The 17,647-nt window shown below is 63.3% G+C and carries 15 protein-coding genes; 11 read left to right on the top strand and 4 right to left on the bottom strand.

The window, feature by feature from the left end; all coding sequences use genetic code 11:
* Positions 1-216 precede the first annotated feature (216 nt).
* The 9 genes from C2L64_RS41865 to C2L64_RS41825 all read left to right on the top strand — a co-directional run bounded on the left by C2L64_RS41865 (position 217) and on the right by C2L64_RS41825 (position 11,151).
* A complete protein-coding gene (locus C2L64_RS41865; RefSeq protein WP_007577526.1) occupies positions 217-2,337 on the top strand; it encodes a 3-hydroxyacyl-CoA dehydrogenase NAD-binding domain-containing protein in 2,121 nt (706 codons plus the stop codon).
* Between the two features lie 38 nt (positions 2,338-2,375).
* Positions 2,376-3,557 (top strand): acetyl-CoA C-acyltransferase, encoded by a 1,182-nt coding sequence (locus C2L64_RS41860; RefSeq protein WP_007577524.1) that lies wholly within the window; start codon positions 2,376-2,378, stop codon positions 3,555-3,557.
* Positions 3,558-3,570: 13 nt separating this feature from the next.
* Positions 3,571-4,779: an acyl-CoA dehydrogenase family protein gene (locus C2L64_RS41855; protein WP_007577522.1), complete on the top strand. Its 1,209-nt coding sequence runs from the start codon at positions 3,571-3,573 to the stop codon at positions 4,777-4,779.
* Positions 4,780-4,789: 10 nt separating this feature from the next.
* Positions 4,790-5,920: an acyl-CoA dehydrogenase family protein gene (locus tag C2L64_RS41850; protein WP_007577520.1), complete on the top strand. Its 1,131-nt coding sequence runs from the start codon at positions 4,790-4,792 to the stop codon at positions 5,918-5,920.
* Between the two features lie 4 nt (positions 5,921-5,924).
* Complete coding sequence (locus C2L64_RS41845; RefSeq protein ID WP_007577518.1) at positions 5,925-6,737, top strand: oxepin-CoA hydrolase, alternative type; 813 nt, start codon at positions 5,925-5,927, stop codon at positions 6,735-6,737.
* Between the two features lie 43 nt (positions 6,738-6,780).
* Positions 6,781-7,989: a CaiB/BaiF CoA transferase family protein gene (locus C2L64_RS41840; protein WP_007577517.1), complete on the top strand. Its 1,209-nt coding sequence runs from the start codon at positions 6,781-6,783 to the stop codon at positions 7,987-7,989.
* Between the two features lie 36 nt (positions 7,990-8,025).
* A complete protein-coding gene (locus tag C2L64_RS41835) occupies positions 8,026-9,012 on the top strand; it encodes an NAD(P)H-dependent flavin oxidoreductase (protein WP_007577516.1) in 987 nt (328 codons plus the stop codon).
* A 132-nt stretch (positions 9,013-9,144) separates the two neighbouring features.
* Positions 9,145-9,462, top strand: coding sequence for a DUF485 domain-containing protein (locus C2L64_RS41830; protein ID WP_007577515.1), 318 nt, complete (start codon positions 9,145-9,147; stop codon positions 9,460-9,462).
* Entirely contained in the window at positions 9,463-11,151 is a 1,689-nt protein-coding gene (locus C2L64_RS41825; RefSeq protein WP_007577514.1) for a cation acetate symporter, read from the top strand.
* 41 nt (positions 11,152-11,192) lie between these two features.
* Here C2L64_RS41825 and C2L64_RS41820 read toward each other — a convergent pair whose 3' ends face one another.
* The gene (locus tag C2L64_RS41820; RefSeq protein ID WP_007577513.1) at positions 11,193-12,089 is read right to left on the bottom strand and encodes a LysR family transcriptional regulator; all 897 of its coding nucleotides are present in this window, start codon (positions 12,087-12,089) and stop codon (positions 11,193-11,195) included.
* A 154-nt stretch (positions 12,090-12,243) separates the two neighbouring features.
* Between C2L64_RS41820 and C2L64_RS41815 the strand changes: the two genes are divergently transcribed.
* Entirely contained in the window at positions 12,244-13,644 is a 1,401-nt protein-coding gene (locus C2L64_RS41815; protein WP_007577512.1) for an MFS transporter, read from the top strand.
* A gap of 81 nt (positions 13,645-13,725) precedes the next feature.
* Here C2L64_RS41815 and C2L64_RS41810 read toward each other — a convergent pair whose 3' ends face one another.
* Both C2L64_RS41810 and C2L64_RS41805 read right to left on the bottom strand, forming a co-directional pair.
* Positions 13,726-14,316 carry a TetR/AcrR family transcriptional regulator gene (locus C2L64_RS41810; protein WP_007577510.1) on the bottom strand — a complete coding sequence of 197 codons (591 nt, stop codon included), beginning with the start codon at positions 14,314-14,316 and terminating at the stop codon, positions 13,726-13,728.
* Positions 14,317-14,379: 63 nt separating this feature from the next.
* Entirely contained in the window at positions 14,380-14,763 is a 384-nt protein-coding gene (locus tag C2L64_RS41805; RefSeq protein ID WP_007577507.1) for a tautomerase family protein, read from the bottom strand.
* A gap of 528 nt (positions 14,764-15,291) precedes the next feature.
* Between C2L64_RS41805 and C2L64_RS41800 the strand changes: the two genes are divergently transcribed.
* Entirely contained in the window at positions 15,292-16,071 is a 780-nt protein-coding gene (locus tag C2L64_RS41800; RefSeq protein ID WP_039899778.1) for an alpha/beta fold hydrolase, read from the top strand.
* Positions 16,072-16,246: 175 nt separating this feature from the next.
* Here the strand turns inward: C2L64_RS41800 and C2L64_RS41795 are convergent, their stop codons facing one another.
* On the bottom strand, positions 16,247-16,900 hold the full coding sequence (locus C2L64_RS41795) for a cysteine hydrolase family protein (protein ID WP_007577503.1): 654 nt from the start codon (positions 16,898-16,900) through the stop codon (positions 16,247-16,249).
* Positions 16,901-17,647: the final 747 nt, after the last annotated feature.

The following is a 17,647-nucleotide window of genomic DNA, read 5'->3' as shown; positions in this document are numbered from 1 at the left end:
GCGGGCGTTTCCGCTCCGCACCACGCTCAGGCTATCTCCGTCCTACAAACCCGCTAGCCCGGCATCGAACTTCAGTGGCGAATCATCTCGCCCCGCAGGACGTTGTCGCGGTCACTGTCAATTTTCAGTTAACAGTTCGTCAACTGCCAGTTAGATTGTCAACGCGTCTCCGGCATTTAACAATCAACCCACACGAAATACATGGAGACGCGGGCAATGACACCCGAACAGACCGGACACGCTGTCAGGCGTGAGCTGTGCAACCGCATTCTCGTCGTAACCGTCGATAACCCACCCGTCAACGCGCTTGGCGCGAACGTGCGGCGCCAACTACGCGACGCTATCCAGGCCGCCGAAAAAGATCCGGACGTCGACGCCGTGTTGCTGGTTGGCGCGGGCCGCAACTTCATTGGTGGCGCGGATATCCGGGAGTTCGGCAAGCCGCCGCTACCGCCGTCGCTGCCCGAGGTTTGCAACACGATTGAAGCATGCCGCAAGCCGGTTGTAGCGGCCATTCACGGCGCAGCACTCGGCGGCGGCCTCGAGGTCGCACTCGCTGCGCATTTCCGGATCGCGCTCGGCGCTGCCAGACTCGGCTTGCCCGAGGTGACGCTCGGCTTGCTGCCGGGCGCAGGCGGCACGCAGCGTGCGCCACGTCTTGTCGGCGCGAAGGCCGCGCTGGATCTGATGTTGAGCGGCCGTCATGTCGGCGCAAAAGAGGCTCACGCGCTTGGCCTCGTCGACCTCGTCGGCGAAACCGACGACGTGCTGGCCGAAGGTCTCGCCTATGTGCAGGCCTTGCTCGACGCGCAGGCTCCTGTCCGCCGGACCCGCGACGCCGACGGACTGGCGGACCGCGCGGCAAGCCGAGCCGCCATCGAAGCCGCGCGCGCCGAATCGTCGAAGAAATCCCACGGGCTGTTCTCGCCGCTAAAGATCGTCGATGCGGTGCAAGCGGCGCTCGAACTGCCTTTCGACGATGGCCTGCGCCACGAACGCCAACTGTTTCTGCAATGCCTCGACAGCCCGCAGCGAGCGGGTTTGATTCACGCGTTCCTCGCCGAGCGCGAGGTGCTGAAAGCGCCCGAAACGCGCAACGCGAAGCCGCGCAAGATCGCGAGCGTCGGCGTGGTGGGCGGTGGCACGATGGGCGCGGGCATCGCGGTGGCGGTACTCGACGCGGGCCTGCCCGTGACGATGATCGAACGTGACGATGTATCGCTTGCGCGCGGCCTTGCGCATATCGAGAAGGTCTACGACAACCTGATCGCGAAGGGTCGCATGACGCCGGAGGCCAAGGCAGCCGTCCTCGCGCGCTGGAACGGCAGCACGTCCTACGACGCCCTCGGCACGGCCGATCTCGTGATCGAAGCCGTATTCGAAGAGATGACCGTCAAGCATGCCGTGTTCGCCAAGCTCGACCGGGTCTGCAAGCCGGGCGCCGTGCTCGCGACCAACACCTCGTATCTCGACATCGACGCCATTGCCGCAAGCGTGTCGCGTCCTGGCGATGTCGTGGGCCTGCACTTCTTCTCGCCCGCCAACATCATGAAGCTGCTCGAAGTCGTGGTGCCCGCGCAGGTCAGCGCCGACGTGGTCGCCACCGCGTTCGATCTGGCGAAGAAGCTGCGCAAGGTGCCGGTGCGGGCGGGCGTATGCGACGGCTTCATCGGCAATCGCGTGCTGGCGATCTATCGCGCGGCCGCCGACCACATGATGGAAGACGGCGCGTCGCCGTATCAGATCGACCGCGCCGTCCGTGCTTTCGGCTTTCCGATGGGACCGTTCCAGGTGGCGGATCTCGCAGGCGGCGACATCGGCTGGGCGACGCGCAAGCGCCGCGCCGCCACGCGCGATCCGCAGCAGCGCTATGTGCAGATCGCCGACCGGATCTGCGAGCGCGGCTGGTTCGGCCAGAAGACGGGGCGCGGCTACTACGTGTATGCCGACGGCGCGCGCACCGGCAAGCCCGATCCGGAAGTCGAGTCGATCATCGATGCCGAGCGCGAGCGTGCCGGCGTTACGCCGCGCGCGTTCTCCGATGAAGAAATCATGCGGCGCTACATGGCGGCCATGATCAACGAAGGCGCGAACGTCGTGCATCAGCGCATCGCGCTGCGTCCGCTCGATGTGGACGTGACGTTCCTCTACGGCTATGGCTTTCCGCGCCATCGCGGCGGGCCGATGCAGTACGCCGATACCGTTGGCCTCGACAAGGTGCTCGCCGACATCCGCGAGTTTGCGCAACAGGACCCGGTGTTCTGGCAGCCGTCGCCACTGATCGTCGATCTCGTCGAGCGCGGCGCCACGCTGGCGAGCCTCAACCACGCCGCCTGATCCGTTCAATCCCTCATCCCCTTTTGCAGATTCAGACCATGCGAGAAGCCGTTATCGTCTCCACCGCGCGCACGCCGCTGACCAAAGCGCATCGCGGCGAATTCAACATCACACCGGGTCCCACGCTCGCGTCGTTTGCCGTGCGGGCCGCCGTGGAGCGCTCGGGCATCGACCCCGAACTGATCGAGGACGCGATCCTCGGCTGTGGCTATCCCGAAGGCATCACAGGCCGCAACGTCGCGCGCCAGACCGTGATCCGCGCCGGCTTGCCGCTGTCGATCGCGGGCACGACCGTCAACCGCTTCTGCGCGTCGGGACTTCAGGCCGTCGCGATGGCGGCAGGACGCATCGTCGTCGACGGTGCGCCCGCCATGATCGCGGGCGGCGTCGAAAGCATCTCCGGGATCCGGACGCGCGAAGACGGCGTGAGCGGCCTCGACCCGTGGATCGTCGAGCGCAAGCCCGCGCTTTACATGGCGATGATCGACACGGGCGACATCGTGGCGCAGCGCTACGGCATCAGCCGCGAAGCGCAGGACCGTTTCTCCGTCGAAAGCCAGCGCCGCACGACGGAAGCGCAACTCGCCGGCCGCTACGCCGACGAGATCGTGCCTGTCACCACCACGATGGCCGTGACCGACAAGGAGACGGGAGCCGTCAGCCAGCGCGAGGTCACGGTGTCCGCCGACAACTGCAATCGCCCCGGCACGACGTACGAGGCACTCGCGAAGCTCGCGCCCATCAAGGGCGCGGACAAATTCGTCACAGCGGGCAACGCATCGCAGAACGGCGATGGTGCCTCCGCCTGTGTGATGGTGGAAGCGAAGACCGCCGAGCGCGCGAACCTCGTTCCCCTCGGCGCGTTTCGCGGCCTCGCGGTCGCGGGCTGCGAACCGGACGAAATGGGCATCGGTCCCGCGCTTGCCGTACCGAAGCTGCTCGCGCGCCACGGACTCACGATCGACGACGTCGGTCTGTGGGAACTCAACGAAGCATTTGCATCGCAGGCGATCTACTGCCAGCAACGCCTCGGCATTCCGGCCGAGCGGCTCAACGTCAATGGCGGCGCGATCTCGATCGGCCATCCGTTCGGTATGACGGGCGCGCGTCTCGCGGGACACGTCCTCATCGAGGGCCGCCGGCGCGGCGCGAAGTACGCGGTCGTCACGATGTGCATTGCCGGCGGCATGGGTGCCGCTGGCCTCTTCGAAATCTATTGAGAGAAACGAGATCATGGATCTGAACTTTACCCCCGAGGAGGAAGCCTTTCGCGAGCGCGTCGTGCGCTTCCTGAAAGAAAAACTGCCTGCGAGACTTTCCGGCAAGGTCCGCAACGGCTTGCACCTCACACGCGCGGACATGATCGAGTGGCACGCGATCCTGAACGAACAGGGCTGGCTCGCGAATCATTGGCCGGAACAGTACGGCGGCCCAGGCTGGAACGCCGTGCAGAAGTTCATCTTCGAGAACGAATGCGCGCTGGCGGCCGCGCCGCGCATCGTGCCGTTCGGCGTGAACATGCTCGGACCCGTGCTCATCAAGTACGGCAGCGAAGCGCAGAAGCGCTATTGGCTGCCGCGCATTCTCGAAGGCGCCGACTGGTGGTGCCAGGGCTATTCGGAGCCGGGTTCGGGTTCCGATCTCGCGTCGGTGAAGACGAGCGCGGTGCGCGGCATCGACGACGAAGGCGAGCACTACATCGTCAACGGCCAGAAGACGTGGACCACGCTCGGCCAGCACGCGAACATGATCTTCTGCCTCGTGCGCACCGCAACCGATGTGCGCAAGCAGGAAGGCATCAGTTTTCTGCTGGTGGACATGAACTCGCCAGGCGTCGAAGTGCGTCCGATCATCACGCTCGAAGGCGAGCACGAGATCAACGAAGTGTTCTTCACCGATGTGCGCGTACCCGTCGCCAATCTCGTCGGCGAGGAGAACAAGGGCTGGACGGTCGCGAAGTATCTGCTGACGTATGAGCGCACGAACATTGCGGGCGTGGGCTTCTCGGTCGCGGCGCTGGCGCGCTTGCGCCGGATCGCGGCGAAGGTCACGCGCAACGGCCGGCCGCTCGCCGACGATCCGTACTTCGCGGCACGCCTCGCACGCGTCGAGATCGACCTCGAAAACATGAAGACCACGAACCTGCGCGTGATCGCGGCCGTCGCGGGCGGCGGCGTGCCGGGCGCGGAAAGCTCGATGCTCAAGATTCGCGGCACGGAGATTCGCCAGGAGCTTTCGTCGCTGACGCGCCGCGCGATGGGACCGCATGCGCAGCCGTTCATCGAGGAAGCGCTGCACGAAGGCCATGACGAAGCGCCCGTCGGCCCCGAGGGTGCCGCGAGCGCTGCCGCGCTCTACTTCAACAACCGCAAGCTGTCGATCTTCGGCGGCTCCAATGAAATCCAGAAGAACATCATCTCGAAGATGATCCTGGGACTTTGAGAGGATCACGATGAATTTCCAGCATACCGAAGACCGCCGCATGCTGGCGGATACGCTGAACCGCTTCGTGCATCAGGAATATGGATTCGCGACGCGCGATGCACTCGCGCGCAGCGACTCGGGCTTTAGCCGCGAACTGTGGGTCCGCTTTGCGGAACTGGGCGTGGTCGGCGCGCTCTTCCAGGAGGCCGATGGCGGCTTCGGCGGAGAGGGCTTCGATATCGCCGTCGTCTTCGAAAGCCTTGGGCGCGGCCTCGTGGTCGAGCCATTTCTCGGCGCGCTGGTGGTGGGGCGCGCGCTGGCCAGTGCCGGCAGCGGCGCGCAAAAAGCGCTCATCGCGAGCCTGATCGAAGGCCACGCCGTTGCGGCGCTCGCGCACGACGAACCCAGCTCGCATTACGAACTGAGCAAGGTGACGACGCGCGCCGTGCACGGCTCGAACGGCTGGGTGCTGACGGGCGCGAAATCGGTCGTGCAGCAGGGCGCCGAGGCTGACTTCTTCCTCGTCTCCGCACGCACGAGCGGTGCGGCCGATGCCGAGGATGGCATCTCGCTCTTTGTCGTCCCGCGCGACGCGGTGGGCGTCAGCGTGCGTGGCTACGGGAAGATCGATGGCGGACGGGCCGCCGAAGTCTGTCTGAACGAAGTGTGCCTTCCCGACACCGCTTTGCTTGGCGAACGGGACGCAGGCTTCGCGACGCTCGAACGCAGCATCGGCGCCGGCGTGCTCGCGTTGTGCGCGGAAGCGCTGGGTGCGATGGATGTCGCGAAGGAGCACACGCTCGAGTATCTACGCACGCGCAAGCAGTTCGGCGTCGCGATCGGCAGCTTCCAGGCGTTGCAGCATCGCATGGCCGATCTGCTGCTCGAAATCGAGCAGGCCCGCTCAGCCGTCATCAACGCCGCCGCAGCGTTCGGCGCAGCGCGCATCGAGCGCGAGCGTGCGTTGTCGGCGGCGAAGGTCACGATCGGGCGCATCGGCGCGCTCGTTGCCGAAGAGTGCATCCAGATGCACGGCGGCATCGGCATGACGTGGGAACTGCCGCTTGCGCACTTCGCGAAGCGCCTTGTGATGATCGACCATCAACTCGGTGACGAAGATCACCATCTCGAACGCTTTATCACATTGGGCCGGAGCTAACACCGTGAATGAACCTATCCTTGCGCGCCGCGACGGCGCGGTGCAAGTGCTGTCCTTCAACAACCCGGCCGCGCGCAATGCGCTCACGTCCGAGGTGTACGAAGCCCTTCCGGCCGCGCTCGCTGAGGCTGGCCGTGATCCCGAGGTTGGCGCGATCGTACTGACGGGTGTAGGCGGCGCGTTTTGCGCAGGCGGCGATCTGAACCGGCTCGCGCAACGTCGCGCGCTGACACCGCCCGAGCGGCGCGCGGGCATCGAAAGTCTGCACGACATGATTCGCGCCATTCGCGATTGCAGCAAGCCGGTGATCGCAGCAGTCGAAGGCGCGGCAGCGGGCGCGGGCCTTTCGATCGCGCTGGCGTGCGACATGCTGGCCGCCGCACGAAATGCGTCGTTCTCGGTCGCGTACATCAAGGTCGGCCTCTCGCCCGATGGCGGCGCGACCGCGTTTCTGTCGGGGCTCGTCTCCCGGCAACTGCTGACCGAGTTGTGCCTGACGGGCAGGCCCGTCACGGGTGAGCGCATGCACGCGCTCGGCGTCGCCAATCGTCTCGCCGAGCCGGGCAGCGCGCTGACGGAGGCCATCGCGATGGCGCAGTCGCTCGCGGCCGGTCCGGAACGCGCGATTGCCCGCATCAAACGCTTGTGCCGTCAAGCCGGCGAGAACACGCTCGAAGCGCAACTGGACCTCGAAGCGCAATACATGACGGAGTCGCTCGGCGACGACGAATCCGCCGAAGGCATCGCCGCCTTCTTCGGCAAGCGCCCGGCTGATTTCTCCGCGCTGCGCCGTGTTTCGCCCGTGGATTCGCACTAGACGTGGTGTGCGCGTCACTCTCCCTTGTCACTCCGGATTAGCCATGTCGAACCTGAATTCTTCTCTGCCGCTTGCCGGCGTACGCATTCTCGATCTGTCGCGTGTGCTCGCCGGACCGTGGTGCGCGATGGTGCTCGGCGACCTCGGCGCTGAAATCATCAAGGTCGAGCACCCAAAGCGCGGTGACGACACGCGCGACTGGGGCTTGCGCGTCGGCGCGAGCGAAACGACCTATTTCAACAGCGTCAACCGGAACAAGCGCTCGGTGTGCCTCGACCTGCAGACGCCCGAAGGGCAGCGGCTCGCCCGCGAGCTGGCTCAGCAGAGCGACGTCGTGATCCAGAACTTCAAGTACGGCGGCGCGGAAAAACTCGGCCTCGGCTATGAACAGCTCAGCCAGGGGCGCGAGGATCTCATCTACTGTTCGATCTCCGGCTACGATCGCCGCGGACCGGAAGCGTCACGTCCCGGCTACGACGTGGTCGTGCAGGGCGAGGCGGGACTGATGGCGCTCAACGGAGAAGCCGATCAGCCGCCCCTCAAATTCGGCATCGCCGCCGTCGACCTGTTCACGGGCATGTATTCCGCTCAGGCCGTACTCGCGGCGCTGTTCGAGCGGCAGAAGTCGGGCAAGGGACGCCACATCGAAATGGCGCTCTTCGATTGCGGCCTGATGATCACGTCGTACTGCGGACTCGAGTCGATGCTGATGGGCGACGATCCGCCGCGCTACGGCAATGCGCATCCTTCGATCGTGCCCTACGGCGTGTTCGATGCGGAAGATGGGCCGGTGGTCATCGCGGTCGGCACCAACCGCCAGTACGAGCGTTTCTGTCGCGAAGTGATCGAGCGCCCGGATCTCGTCGACGAAGAACGGTTCCGCACGAACATCGTTCGGGCGGCCAACCGCGAAGCGCTCGTGCCCGAAATCAGGCGCGAGCTCGGCAAGAGAAAACGCCTGGACCTGCTGGAGCGTCTGACTCAGGCGGGCATTCCGTGCGGCGAAGTACTCGGTCTGCACGAGGCGCTCACGTCGAAGCGAGCATCCGAGGGCGGACTCGTGACGACCTACACGCATCCCGAAGCGGGCAGCACGCACGTGCTCTCGCCGCCGTACCGCTTCGACGGCGTACGCCTGCCTGTGCGAAGCGGCCCGCCGAAACTCGGCGAGGGCACGAACGACGTTCTTCAGTCGCTGCTCGGACTGTCCGACGAACAACTTTCACAACTGAAGGCCGAGGGCGTCGTCTGACGCTGCACTGCGCCTTACTGCATGGTGGACTGTTCAATGAGTCAGATCGCTTTTCGAAACGCCGTGACCGAGCTGTTCGGCACACGGCTGCCCATCGTCGCCGGCGGGCTGATGTGGCTCGCCGACGCCGACTATGTCGCCGCCGCGTCGCGTGCCGGCATCATCGGCTTTATTACGGCTGCGAGTTTTCCGGAGCCGCAAGCGTTGCGTGCGGAAATCCGGCGCTGTCGCGAGCTGTGCGAAGGCGGCCCGTTCGGCGTCAACGTCTCGATGCTGCCCAAGCTCGTCCCCGGCGAGAAGACGCGGGAAGTGTTCGAACTGATCGTCGATGAAGGCGTGAAGTTCGTCGAAACGTCGGGGCGCAATCCGGAGGAATTCTTGCCGCTGCTGAAAGAAGCCGGCGTCAAGGTGCTTCACAAGGTGCCCGCCGTGCGGTTTGCAGTCAAGGCGGCTGCGCTCGGCGTCGATGCCGTCGCGATCGTCGGCGCCGAATGCGGCGGACATCCCGGGCTCGATATGGTCGGTTCGTTCGTCAATGCCGCGTGGGCCGAGAGCCAGCTGGACATTCCTTATCTGATCGGCGGCGGCATCGGCCGCGGCTCGCAACTCGCTGCGGCGCTCGCGATGGGCGCTTCCGGTGTGGTTGTCGGCACGCGCTTCGCGGTAGCCGAGGAGATCTGGGCACATGCGGACTACAAGCAACGGCTGGTAGACGCCGGACCGACCGACACCGAGCTGAGCATGCAGTCCTTGCGCAACACCGTGCGGACGCTGCGCAACGAAACTACGGCCGCGGTGAAGGAGATCGAGGCACAGAACCCGGATGTGACGATTCAGGACCTGATGCCGATGGTGGCCGGCAAGATCGGCCGCAATGCCTATGTGACGGGCGACTGGTCGAAGGGACTGCTCTCCGCGGGGCAGTCTCTTGCGTTCGTCGACCGCATCGAACCGCTTGCCGATATCGTGCTCCGTTTCGAGCGCGACATGTGGCAGGCGATGGGACGGCTCGTCATCGCCTGAACGGGTTCACTCAGCAGGAACATCTGAAACAAGAGCTGCCGAAGCAGCCAGCAAAGCCGTTGTTGCGAACCGTGAAGGCATATTTCATCCGTCATCGAAGACGTCCGCAAATAACTGGGAGGAGACAGTCCCATGCAGCAGGTTCACATCGATTCAATCAAGGCGAGCGCCGCGTACCGGCGGCTAATTACGTCACGCCGCCGCTTCAGCTTTACGCTGACGGCGCTGATGGTCGTCATCTTCTACGGCTTTATCCTGTTCGTCGCGCTCGCGCCGCACATGCTGGCCCACCCGCTGTATGCGGGCGCCACGACGAGCGTTGGTGTCGTCGCGGGCGTCGGCATCATCCTGACATCTATCGGGTTGACCGGCTGGTACGTCCTACATGCCAACCGCACGCTCGATCCGTCGATGAGCGCGCTGCTCGCCAGCGTCCGGAAAGGAGACTGAATGATGAAGCTCATTCGCTCTCTGTCATGCGCGAGCATTGCGTCGCTGCCTGCGCTTGCTCACGCTTCCGCCATCGAAGGTCCCGTCCCCGATCACGTCGAGCTGAATCCCGTTGCGATTGGCATGTTCCTGCTGTTCGTGCTCGTGACGCTCGGCATTACGCGCTGGGCGTCACGCAAGACGCGCACAACGAAGGATTTTTATAGCGCGGGTGGCGGCATCTCCGGGTTTCAGAATGGCCTCGCCATTGCCGGGGACTATATGTCGGCGGCTTCGTTCCTGGGTCTTTCGGGCATGGTGTTTATGTTCGGCTTCGACGGGTTGATCTATTCGATTGGCTTTCTGGTCGGGTGGCCGTTTGTGATGTTTCTGCTCGCCGAACCGTTGCGCAATCTCGGCAAGTTCACCTTCGTCGATGTGGTTGCCTACCGTTTCGAACAGGCGCCGATTCGCCTGCTGACAGCCAGCACGTCGCTCGTCGTCGTGATCTTCTATCTGGTCGTGCAGATGGTCGGCGCGGGTAAGCTGATCCAGTTGCTGTTCGGTTTGCAGTACTGGATCGCGGAAGTGATCGTCGGCGCGCTGATGGTGATCTACGTGTTCTTTGGCGGCATGACGGCGACCACCTGGGTGCAGATCATCAAGGCCGTGCTGCTGCTGTGCGGCGCGACGTTCATGGCCGTCAGCGCGCTTGCGCAATTCGGCTTCAGTCCCGAAGAGATGTTTCGTCGAGCCGTCGATGTTCACCCCGGCGCACTCAGCATCATGGGCCCCGGCAAGCTGCTGAAAGATCCGTTCAATGCGCTTTCGCTCGGCATCGCGCTGATGTTCGGCACGGCGGGCTTCCCGCATATCCTGATGCGCTTCTTCACGGTGCCCAGCGCGAAAGAGGCGCGCAAGTCGGTGTTCGTGGCCACCGGCTTTATCGGGTATTTCTATCTGCTGACCTTCATCATCGGCTTCTCGGCAATCGCACTGCTTGCGCAGCATCCCGAGTTCTTCAAGACTGCCGCCGACGGGCACTTCAATCTGACCCACGATCTGCTCGGGGGCTCGAACATGGTCGCCGTCAAGCTGGCACAGGCAGTGGGCGGCAACCTGTTCTACGGCTTCATCGCGGCCGTGACCTTCGCGACGATACTCGCGGTGGTGGCGGGGCTCACGCTCTCGGGAGCGACCACGGTTTCGCACGATCTCTACGCATGCTGGCTCGCTCGCGGCCATGCAAACGAAGCCCGGGAAATGCGTATGTCGCGGATGGCGACGCTGACGTTGAGCGTCATCGCGATCGGACTCGGCATTCTTTTCGAGCACGTCAACGTGGCATTCCTGGTCGGTCTCGTGGCGGCGATAGCGGCGAGTGCAAACTTCCCGGTGCTGGTGTCGTCGATCTTCTGGCGCGGCATGACGACGCGCGGCGCGGTCATGGGCGGCAGTCTTGGACTGATCTCATCGGTGCTACTGACGCTGTTCTCGAAATCGTTGTGGGTCGACGTGTTGCATCAGGCACATGCGCTGGTACCGCTCGACAACCCCGCGCTGATTTCAGTGCCGCTCGCATTCGGAGGCATCTGGTTCTTCTCGATGCTGGATCGCGGCGCCCGTGCGCAGCGGGAGCGGGAGGCGTTTGCGCTGCAGGAGTTCTATGGGCAGACGGGACTGTTGTCAGTGAAGGCAGTCGACCATTGAAACAGATCGGAGGCCACGTAGCGTTTGCGTGCGCCTCGTACTCAAAGCGCGGTCAATGCTTCATGCAATGTCGAGCGAAATTTTTGCACGGCAGGCGACATGTACGTTTTCCTGCGATAGAACAGCCGGATCCTGCTTTCGAACAGCGCTGTTTCGTATGGCAGCGCAACGAGATCGCGGCCCGCATAGGTCTGAAGCATCTGCTCGGTCAGCATCGTGATCAGATCGCTGTTGCGCAGCAAGGACGTTAGCAACGAGATCGACGCGTCGGTTTCGATCACTGCCTGAGGGGGCGCCAGATCATGGTCGTCAAAGTAACGCTCGACGATCTGGCGCAGCCCGTGACCCGGCAGCGGCAGCAGCCATTTCGCCGCCTGCAGCATGCGCGGATCGGCGGGCGTACGCGTCAGCGGATGACCTTGTCGCGCCACGATCCGGTAGCGCTGCCTGCCGATCTCGTCCGACTGGAGTTCTTCGTCCTCAACGGTGTCCGGCATAAAGCAAAGCGCGAGGTCCAGTTGCCCGTCCTTCAGTTCGTCGAATAGCAGCGCCGACACCTGCACGGAAAGCCGGAAGGAAACGGCGCTCTCACGCGTCGTATAGCCGGCAAGCGTGGGCAGCAGCGCGGATTCCAGCAAGGCGGGCACGACGCCGATGCGGATCTTGCCCACCGACGCGGACTTCGCCGCCGCCATCTCCGCGTAGGTTTGCGCGACGGAGGCGCCTACATCGGCGGCACGTTCGACGAGCACGCGTCCCGCGGCGGTCAGATCGACGCCGCGGCCCTTGCGGTCTACGAGGCGTGTGTCGAACTCGGCTTCGAGCCGCTGCAGGATCTTCGACACAGCGGATTGCGTGAGCCCGGTTTTCTGTGCAACGCGATGCAGATTGCGCGTTTGCGCCAGCACGGAGAATACGTGCAGGTCTTCGATTCTCATCCTGTGTCCGTCAGCCGTTGCCGATGCCCAACTCTAGCGGAAATCCGCACGTCACGGCGCCGGTATTCCCCGCGGGAATCAAACGGCGCCACGCTTTCCGCGCGGCGCGTCGAACAATAGAGTCAACATCTTTTGTTCGAACCGGGAGTGCATCTTGTCCGACGTTTATCACCCAGCCGCGCGTGGCGTCGATGCGCCGATGCCGGCCGGAAACCGCCTCGCGATGGTTGCCGTCATGCTGGCCGTCGCGCTGGCGACGCTCGATACCGCGATTGCGAACACGGCGCTGCCCGCGATCGCCGCCGATCTTCACGCCACGTCAGCCGAGTCGGTATGGGTCGTCAACGCCTATCAGCTCGCGATGGTTGCGACGATACTGCCGTTCGCCGCGCTAGGCGACGTGCTGGGGCACAGACGCGTCTACATCGGCGGTCTGGCGCTGTTCACGGTTGCATCGCTGGCTTGCGCGGCCGCCCCGACGCTGCCGCTGCTCGCTGCCGCCCGGCTGCTGCAAGGGCTTGGCGGAAGCGCGATCACGAGCGTCAGCATCGCGCTCGTCAGTGCGCTCTATCCGCGACACCAGCTGGGACGCGGCGTCGGTGTCAATGCGCTCGTCGTTGGCGTGTCGGTGGCCGTCGGGCCGACCATTGCGTCGCTGATTCTTTCCACGGCTTCGTGGTCATGGCTCTTCATGATCAACGTGCCGCTTGGGCTGATTGGACTCGCGTTCGCGCTGCCTGCGCTGCCGCGTACGGCCAAAGGCGCGCATCCATGCGATCCCGTTGCGGCCTTGCTGAGCGTGATCACGTTCGCGTCGCTTATTTTCGCGCTTGGTGAAGGTGGGCAACGTGCGCCTGCCGCTCATGTATTCGGCGCGCTTGCACTCGCGTTGGTTTTCGGCGCGGGGCTGATGCGGCGCGAAGCAGGGCGGCTCGCGCCGATGTTGCCCGTGGATCTGCTCAGACGACCCGTCTTCGCGCTGTCGGCGGTGACGGCCGTTTGCGGCTTTGCTGCGCAAGGCTTCGCGTTCGTGTCGCTGCCGTTCTATTTCGAAGACGTGCTGCATCGTAGCCAGATCGAAACGGGTTTTCTCATCACGCCGTGGCCCGTTGTCGTGGCGATCGCGGCGCCGATAGCGGGACGGCTGTCGGACCGCTATCCGCCAGGCGTGCTGGGCGCGACGGGACTGGCCTGTCTGTGCGTGGGATTGGTGTCGCTGGCGCTGATGCCTGCTGATCCGTCGGTGTATGCCATCGCAACGCGAATGGCGCTCTGCGGAGTCGGCTTCGGCTTGTTCCAGTCGCCGAACATCAAGGCGCTGATGGCGAGCGCGCCGCATGCGCGTAGCGGCGGGGCGAGCGGTGTCGTCGCGACCTCGCGCCTGATCGGGCAGGCCACGGGCGCCGCACTCGTCGCGTTGTGTTTCGGCGTGGCCGGCCGGCATGGACCGACCCTCGCGCTGGCGGGCGGCGCGATGTTTGCGGGTGTGGGCTGCATCGCTAGCGGATTACGCCTGCTGGCTCGTTCGCATCGGTTGGGGAGTGCGGGCGAGTGAGCGGAGCACTTACCGCATGTCATTCATCGTTCATCAGAAGGGACGCTGCGCGCCGATGACCGCACGCCACCGGCTGCGCCGCTATTGGAAACTGTCGTGCAGATAGTCGCGCACGGCGGTGAGTATTTCATCGGAGAGCGGATCGCCCCGCACCGCACGCGCGAGCGTGGCCGCGCCCACCAGCATCGAAAGGCGGGCGATCGCGCGCTGACGCGCTCTCTTCGACGGGCGCGGACCAGCAAACGACGCCAGTCTGCCGAGCATCGACTTGAGACCTTGTAGGTATGCACCGCGCACCGGCTTGGTCGCGTCCTCGCGGGCCACATCCGCGGCGAGACCTACGGCGGGACACCCACCGCCGGGCTCGTCGCGCTGCTTCGCACTGAGATAGTGCTTCGCGAGTGCGTCGACGAAAGCCTGCTCGCCCGCATCTTCCTTGACGAGCGATCTCCAGCGCACGACGGATTCGCCGAACGCCCGCTCGCACGCCACGGCCGCGAGTTCGTCCTTCGATTCGAAATGGCCGTAGAACCCGCCATGCGTGAGCCCCGCGCTCGCCATGATGTCGGTCACCGACACGCCGTTCAGCCCACGCTCCTTGAACAGGCGCGCGGACGCCGCCTCGATCAGCCGGCGGTTCTCGTCGGTTTGTTCCCTCGATACGCGAGGCATCCGCGTCCTCCGTGGTGAGTGCGACGCACGCTGCCTTTACGGCAGCGCGCGTCGACCATGCGCTTATTGCGCGTATTGTGCTTCGCCGTTACCGAACGACCAGTTCTCTTTCGGCACTTCGACGAGACTAACGAACAGGTCTTCGCGGCGCAGTCCGACGCGCGCGTGAAGGCCATCGTTGAGCGCCTTGTAGAAGGCTTTTTTGATCGCGAGATCGCGGCCCGCATTCAACGTGAGCTGCACGATGATGCACTGAGGCGAGCGCTCGATGCCGAGATAGGCCGGATCGGCGATGAAGTCGCCGGGCTTATGCTCGTTGACCACCATGAACCGGTCATTCGCGGGCACGTTCATCGTCGTGGTCATCGCCTTGTAGACCTCGTCGGCGACGGCGCTGCGATATTCGGCGGATTGGCCTTCTGCAAGATCGATGCGTACAAGTGGCATGATAATTTCCTTGATTTAAACGTCTATGCCGGCGAGCGGCGTCAGATTGAGCACAAGAAAAGCCCGGATAGCGGGCTCGGGTACAACTCGATAATAAATGATGGTCATCATTTATACAATAGATGATGGATGTCATTTATAGGACGGGAAAGAAACGGTTGCGCCTGATCCTTTTCCGCCTCGAACGTGTTCGGACCTGGCAGCGTCAATGTCAGAGGATTGCCAGCTACCGACAATGCTTTCCGCAGTACCCCTCGCCTGCTTTACGGCTGGCTGCTGCCTATACTTATACGCTGATACGCGCGGCGGAAAGTCGGTGGGCACGGTGGCGCACACTATCGCTGGCTGAACCTCAGCGCGGACTACCTGCTATCGAGACAGACCGATCTTCATGCGGTGGCGGTTCTGCAGAGACCCGGTCCTTCCTCGAAATGGGCGATAACGCTGATCATTCAGCGGCCCCGTCAGGTAGCGGCGGCGTCGGGATCGCCATTGAGCCACAAAGCTTTTAGCGAAGGAGTTCAGTATATGGCTATGGACCGTCGCACCTTTTCGGCGGCTGTGCTGGTATGCGCCGCAAGCGCTCTGGTGTCGGCACGAGCACTGGCGATCCCCCCTGCGCAAGTGAAAGCGCGCAATGTCGTGCTCGCGCATGGCCTGTTTGCCGATGGCTCATGCTGGTTGGACGTCATTGCGCGGTTGCAGGCAGCGGGCATGAATTGCACAGCCGTACAGAATCCTTTGACGACCTTGTCCGAGGCGGCTGACTCCGTGACCCGTGTGCTGGATCGACAGGATGGTCCGACCGTTCTCGTTGCGCATTCCTTCGCGGGCATGATCATCACCGAGACGGGCGTGCATCAGAACGTTTCGGCGCTGGTCTACGTGGCGGCGCGCGCGCCGGATGCCGGCGAGGACTACCCCGCGCTTGCAAAAAACTACCCCACGCCTCCTGCGTCAGCCGGCATTGTCTTTGACGGCGACGAGGGACGCCTCAGCGAGTCCGCATTCCTGCACGACTTCGCGGGCGACCTTCCGGAAGCGAGGGCGCGGACGCTGTACGCGGTCCAGGAGCCGTTCCACAAGGCCTTGCTGGCGGGGAAGACGGCTCACGCCGCATGGCGATCGAAGCCCAGCTACTACGCTGTTTCCACGGAAGATCGCACGATCAATCCCGATCTTCAGCGCTTTATGGCCAAGCGCATGAGTGCGAAGACAATCGAGGTCAAGTCGAGCCACCTGTCGTTGATCTCCCATCCGGACGAGATCAGCAGACTGATTCTTGAAGCTGCTCGACCATCAGCCTGACCGGCAACGGCAAGGTGGCGTCGTAGTGGAGTGGCCGAACGTTGTGTGCCACGGTATCGCCTGGACGGGGACTGCTGTCGATTCGTGACCCGCGAAGCAATGTCCCCACGATGACGCAGCCGCTGGCGCCGAACATGGCTGGAATCTTTTGAATGTCGGGCGGCTCGCGTCGCAGCTATCTTCGCGTCATCGAGTCCACGACATCCTGGGTCCTGACAACTGCATGCGCTAGAAACGCATAGTTGATCAACGCCGCCTTATAGCCATCGCCCCAGGTCGGATGACGCGGCCCCGCCGTAGCGTCGGCGACGACGGAGACTTCGAAACCCTGCTCGATCAGGTCGCGCAGGTGAGACTCGACACACATGTTGGCGAGCATCCCGCCCAGCACGACTTTCTGCACGTTACGCTTTCGAAGTTGCAGCGTCAGGTCATTTGTCTGCGGTCCGAAAACCTTGTGCGGGCTCACTACAATAGTCTCGCCGTCCTCGATAAACGGTTTGAACTCGTCCAGCCAGTCAGCACCCGATTTCTCGAAACCGCTCAGGTTCAGCGCACCCGTTCGTGCGAACGTGCCCGTTGCAAACTCGTCTGCCTCCAGTGGGCCGTTGAATGTCCACGCACGGTCGGTCGGATAGAAATAGTGTGGGGAGATGAACACGCTGAACTTCGCTGCTTTCGCTGCCTTGAAGATTTTCACCATGTTTTCGACTGTTTGATTTTCCGTCACACTTGCACCAACGGCGCCCCAGTTTTTGCCTGTGGGGCTCAACACGTCGTTCTGTGGATCGATAAACACTACTGCGGTATCGGCGGGGTTGCAGTTCATGATCGAACTCCAATGAGTGAATGGCGGGACGCGGGCATGCAGTACCAATGTAGGTGATCAGAGTCAACCCTGCCGATTGATTCCTGGCAGATCCCTTGCACATATCCGCTTCGGTCCAGATGGCGTTTCAATGCGCATCCGCTGGCACAAGCCATATTCCGAAGTCGCACACTTACGGACTCGTCATGAATGAAAGGTCACCGTCCGGCTATCGACATGTTTGCCGCGCTCTCGCCAATGTCTTGCGCGACGTAGCAAGCAGAGCTGGCACGGCTATGCTCGCCGCTGGATTTCCTCTGAGGACAGGTCTATAACTGGAGGACAAGAAAAGGCGCGTCCTTAAACATGTGCCCCTGCCACCTCTTCAGAGGATGCCTTCAATAACAGAAACTCACGCTGTTATCCGCACGTGCCGCCATTGATCGTTCTTTGCGGCATCGTGCTGGAGGCGGTGTATTACGAGCCTCACCGTAACAGGCTTCCCTTTCTGCGATCGGCAACCGAAAGTCTGTTGTTCATTCAAATCAATGTATTTCGATTCGTCGTCCTGATTGGATAGACTCGAATTGCATTCTCGATAAAGGTGCAGAAATGAGAGTTCCTTTTGCTTCATTATTGGTGGCTACTGCATTGTCTGCCGTCACGGGCTTGGCGTATTCGCAGACATCGCAACAGCCATCTGGAAGCGCCGTCCCACAAATGGCGCCCGCCGCTACGATGTCTCAACCACAAATGGCACAGCCTGCC

This window comes from Paraburkholderia hospita (assembly GCF_002902965.1).
Lineage (GTDB): Bacteria > Pseudomonadota > Gammaproteobacteria > Burkholderiales > Burkholderiaceae > Paraburkholderia > Paraburkholderia hospita.
The sequence above is the reverse complement of the archived record's forward strand: the minus strand, read 5'-3'. Positions and strand labels throughout refer to the sequence as shown.

Bases quoted from the DNA above. Each gene is read 5' to 3' on its own strand.
- C2L64_RS41865 (WP_007577526.1), top strand. From the start codon at position 217: ATGACACCCGAACAGACCGGACACGCTGTCAGGCGTGAGCTGTGCAAC.
- C2L64_RS41860 (WP_007577524.1), top strand. From the start codon at position 2,376: ATGCGAGAAGCCGTTATCGTCTCCACCGCGCGCACGCCGCTGACCAAA.
- C2L64_RS41855 (WP_007577522.1), top strand. From the start codon at position 3,571: ATGGATCTGAACTTTACCCCCGAGGAGGAAGCCTTTCGCGAGCGCGTC.
- C2L64_RS41850 (WP_007577520.1), top strand. From the start codon at position 4,790: ATGAATTTCCAGCATACCGAAGACCGCCGCATGCTGGCGGATACGCTG.
- C2L64_RS41840 (WP_007577517.1), top strand. From the start codon at position 6,781: ATGTCGAACCTGAATTCTTCTCTGCCGCTTGCCGGCGTACGCATTCTC.
- C2L64_RS41835 (WP_007577516.1), top strand. From the start codon at position 8,026: ATGAGTCAGATCGCTTTTCGAAACGCCGTGACCGAGCTGTTCGGCACA.
- C2L64_RS41830 (WP_007577515.1), top strand. From the start codon at position 9,145: ATGCAGCAGGTTCACATCGATTCAATCAAGGCGAGCGCCGCGTACCGG.
- C2L64_RS41825 (WP_007577514.1), top strand. From the start codon at position 9,463: ATGATGAAGCTCATTCGCTCTCTGTCATGCGCGAGCATTGCGTCGCTG.
- C2L64_RS41820 (WP_007577513.1), bottom strand. From the start codon at position 12,089: ATGAGAATCGAAGACCTGCACGTATTCTCCGTGCTGGCGCAAACGCGC.
- C2L64_RS41810 (WP_007577510.1), bottom strand. From the start codon at position 14,316: ATGCCTCGCGTATCGAGGGAACAAACCGACGAGAACCGCCGGCTGATC.
- C2L64_RS41805 (WP_007577507.1), bottom strand. From the start codon at position 14,763: ATGCCACTTGTACGCATCGATCTTGCAGAAGGCCAATCCGCCGAATAT.
- C2L64_RS41800 (WP_039899778.1), top strand. From the start codon at position 15,292: ATGGCTATGGACCGTCGCACCTTTTCGGCGGCTGTGCTGGTATGCGCC.
- C2L64_RS41795 (WP_007577503.1), bottom strand. From the start codon at position 16,900: ATGAACTGCAACCCCGCCGATACCGCAGTAGTGTTTATCGATCCACAG.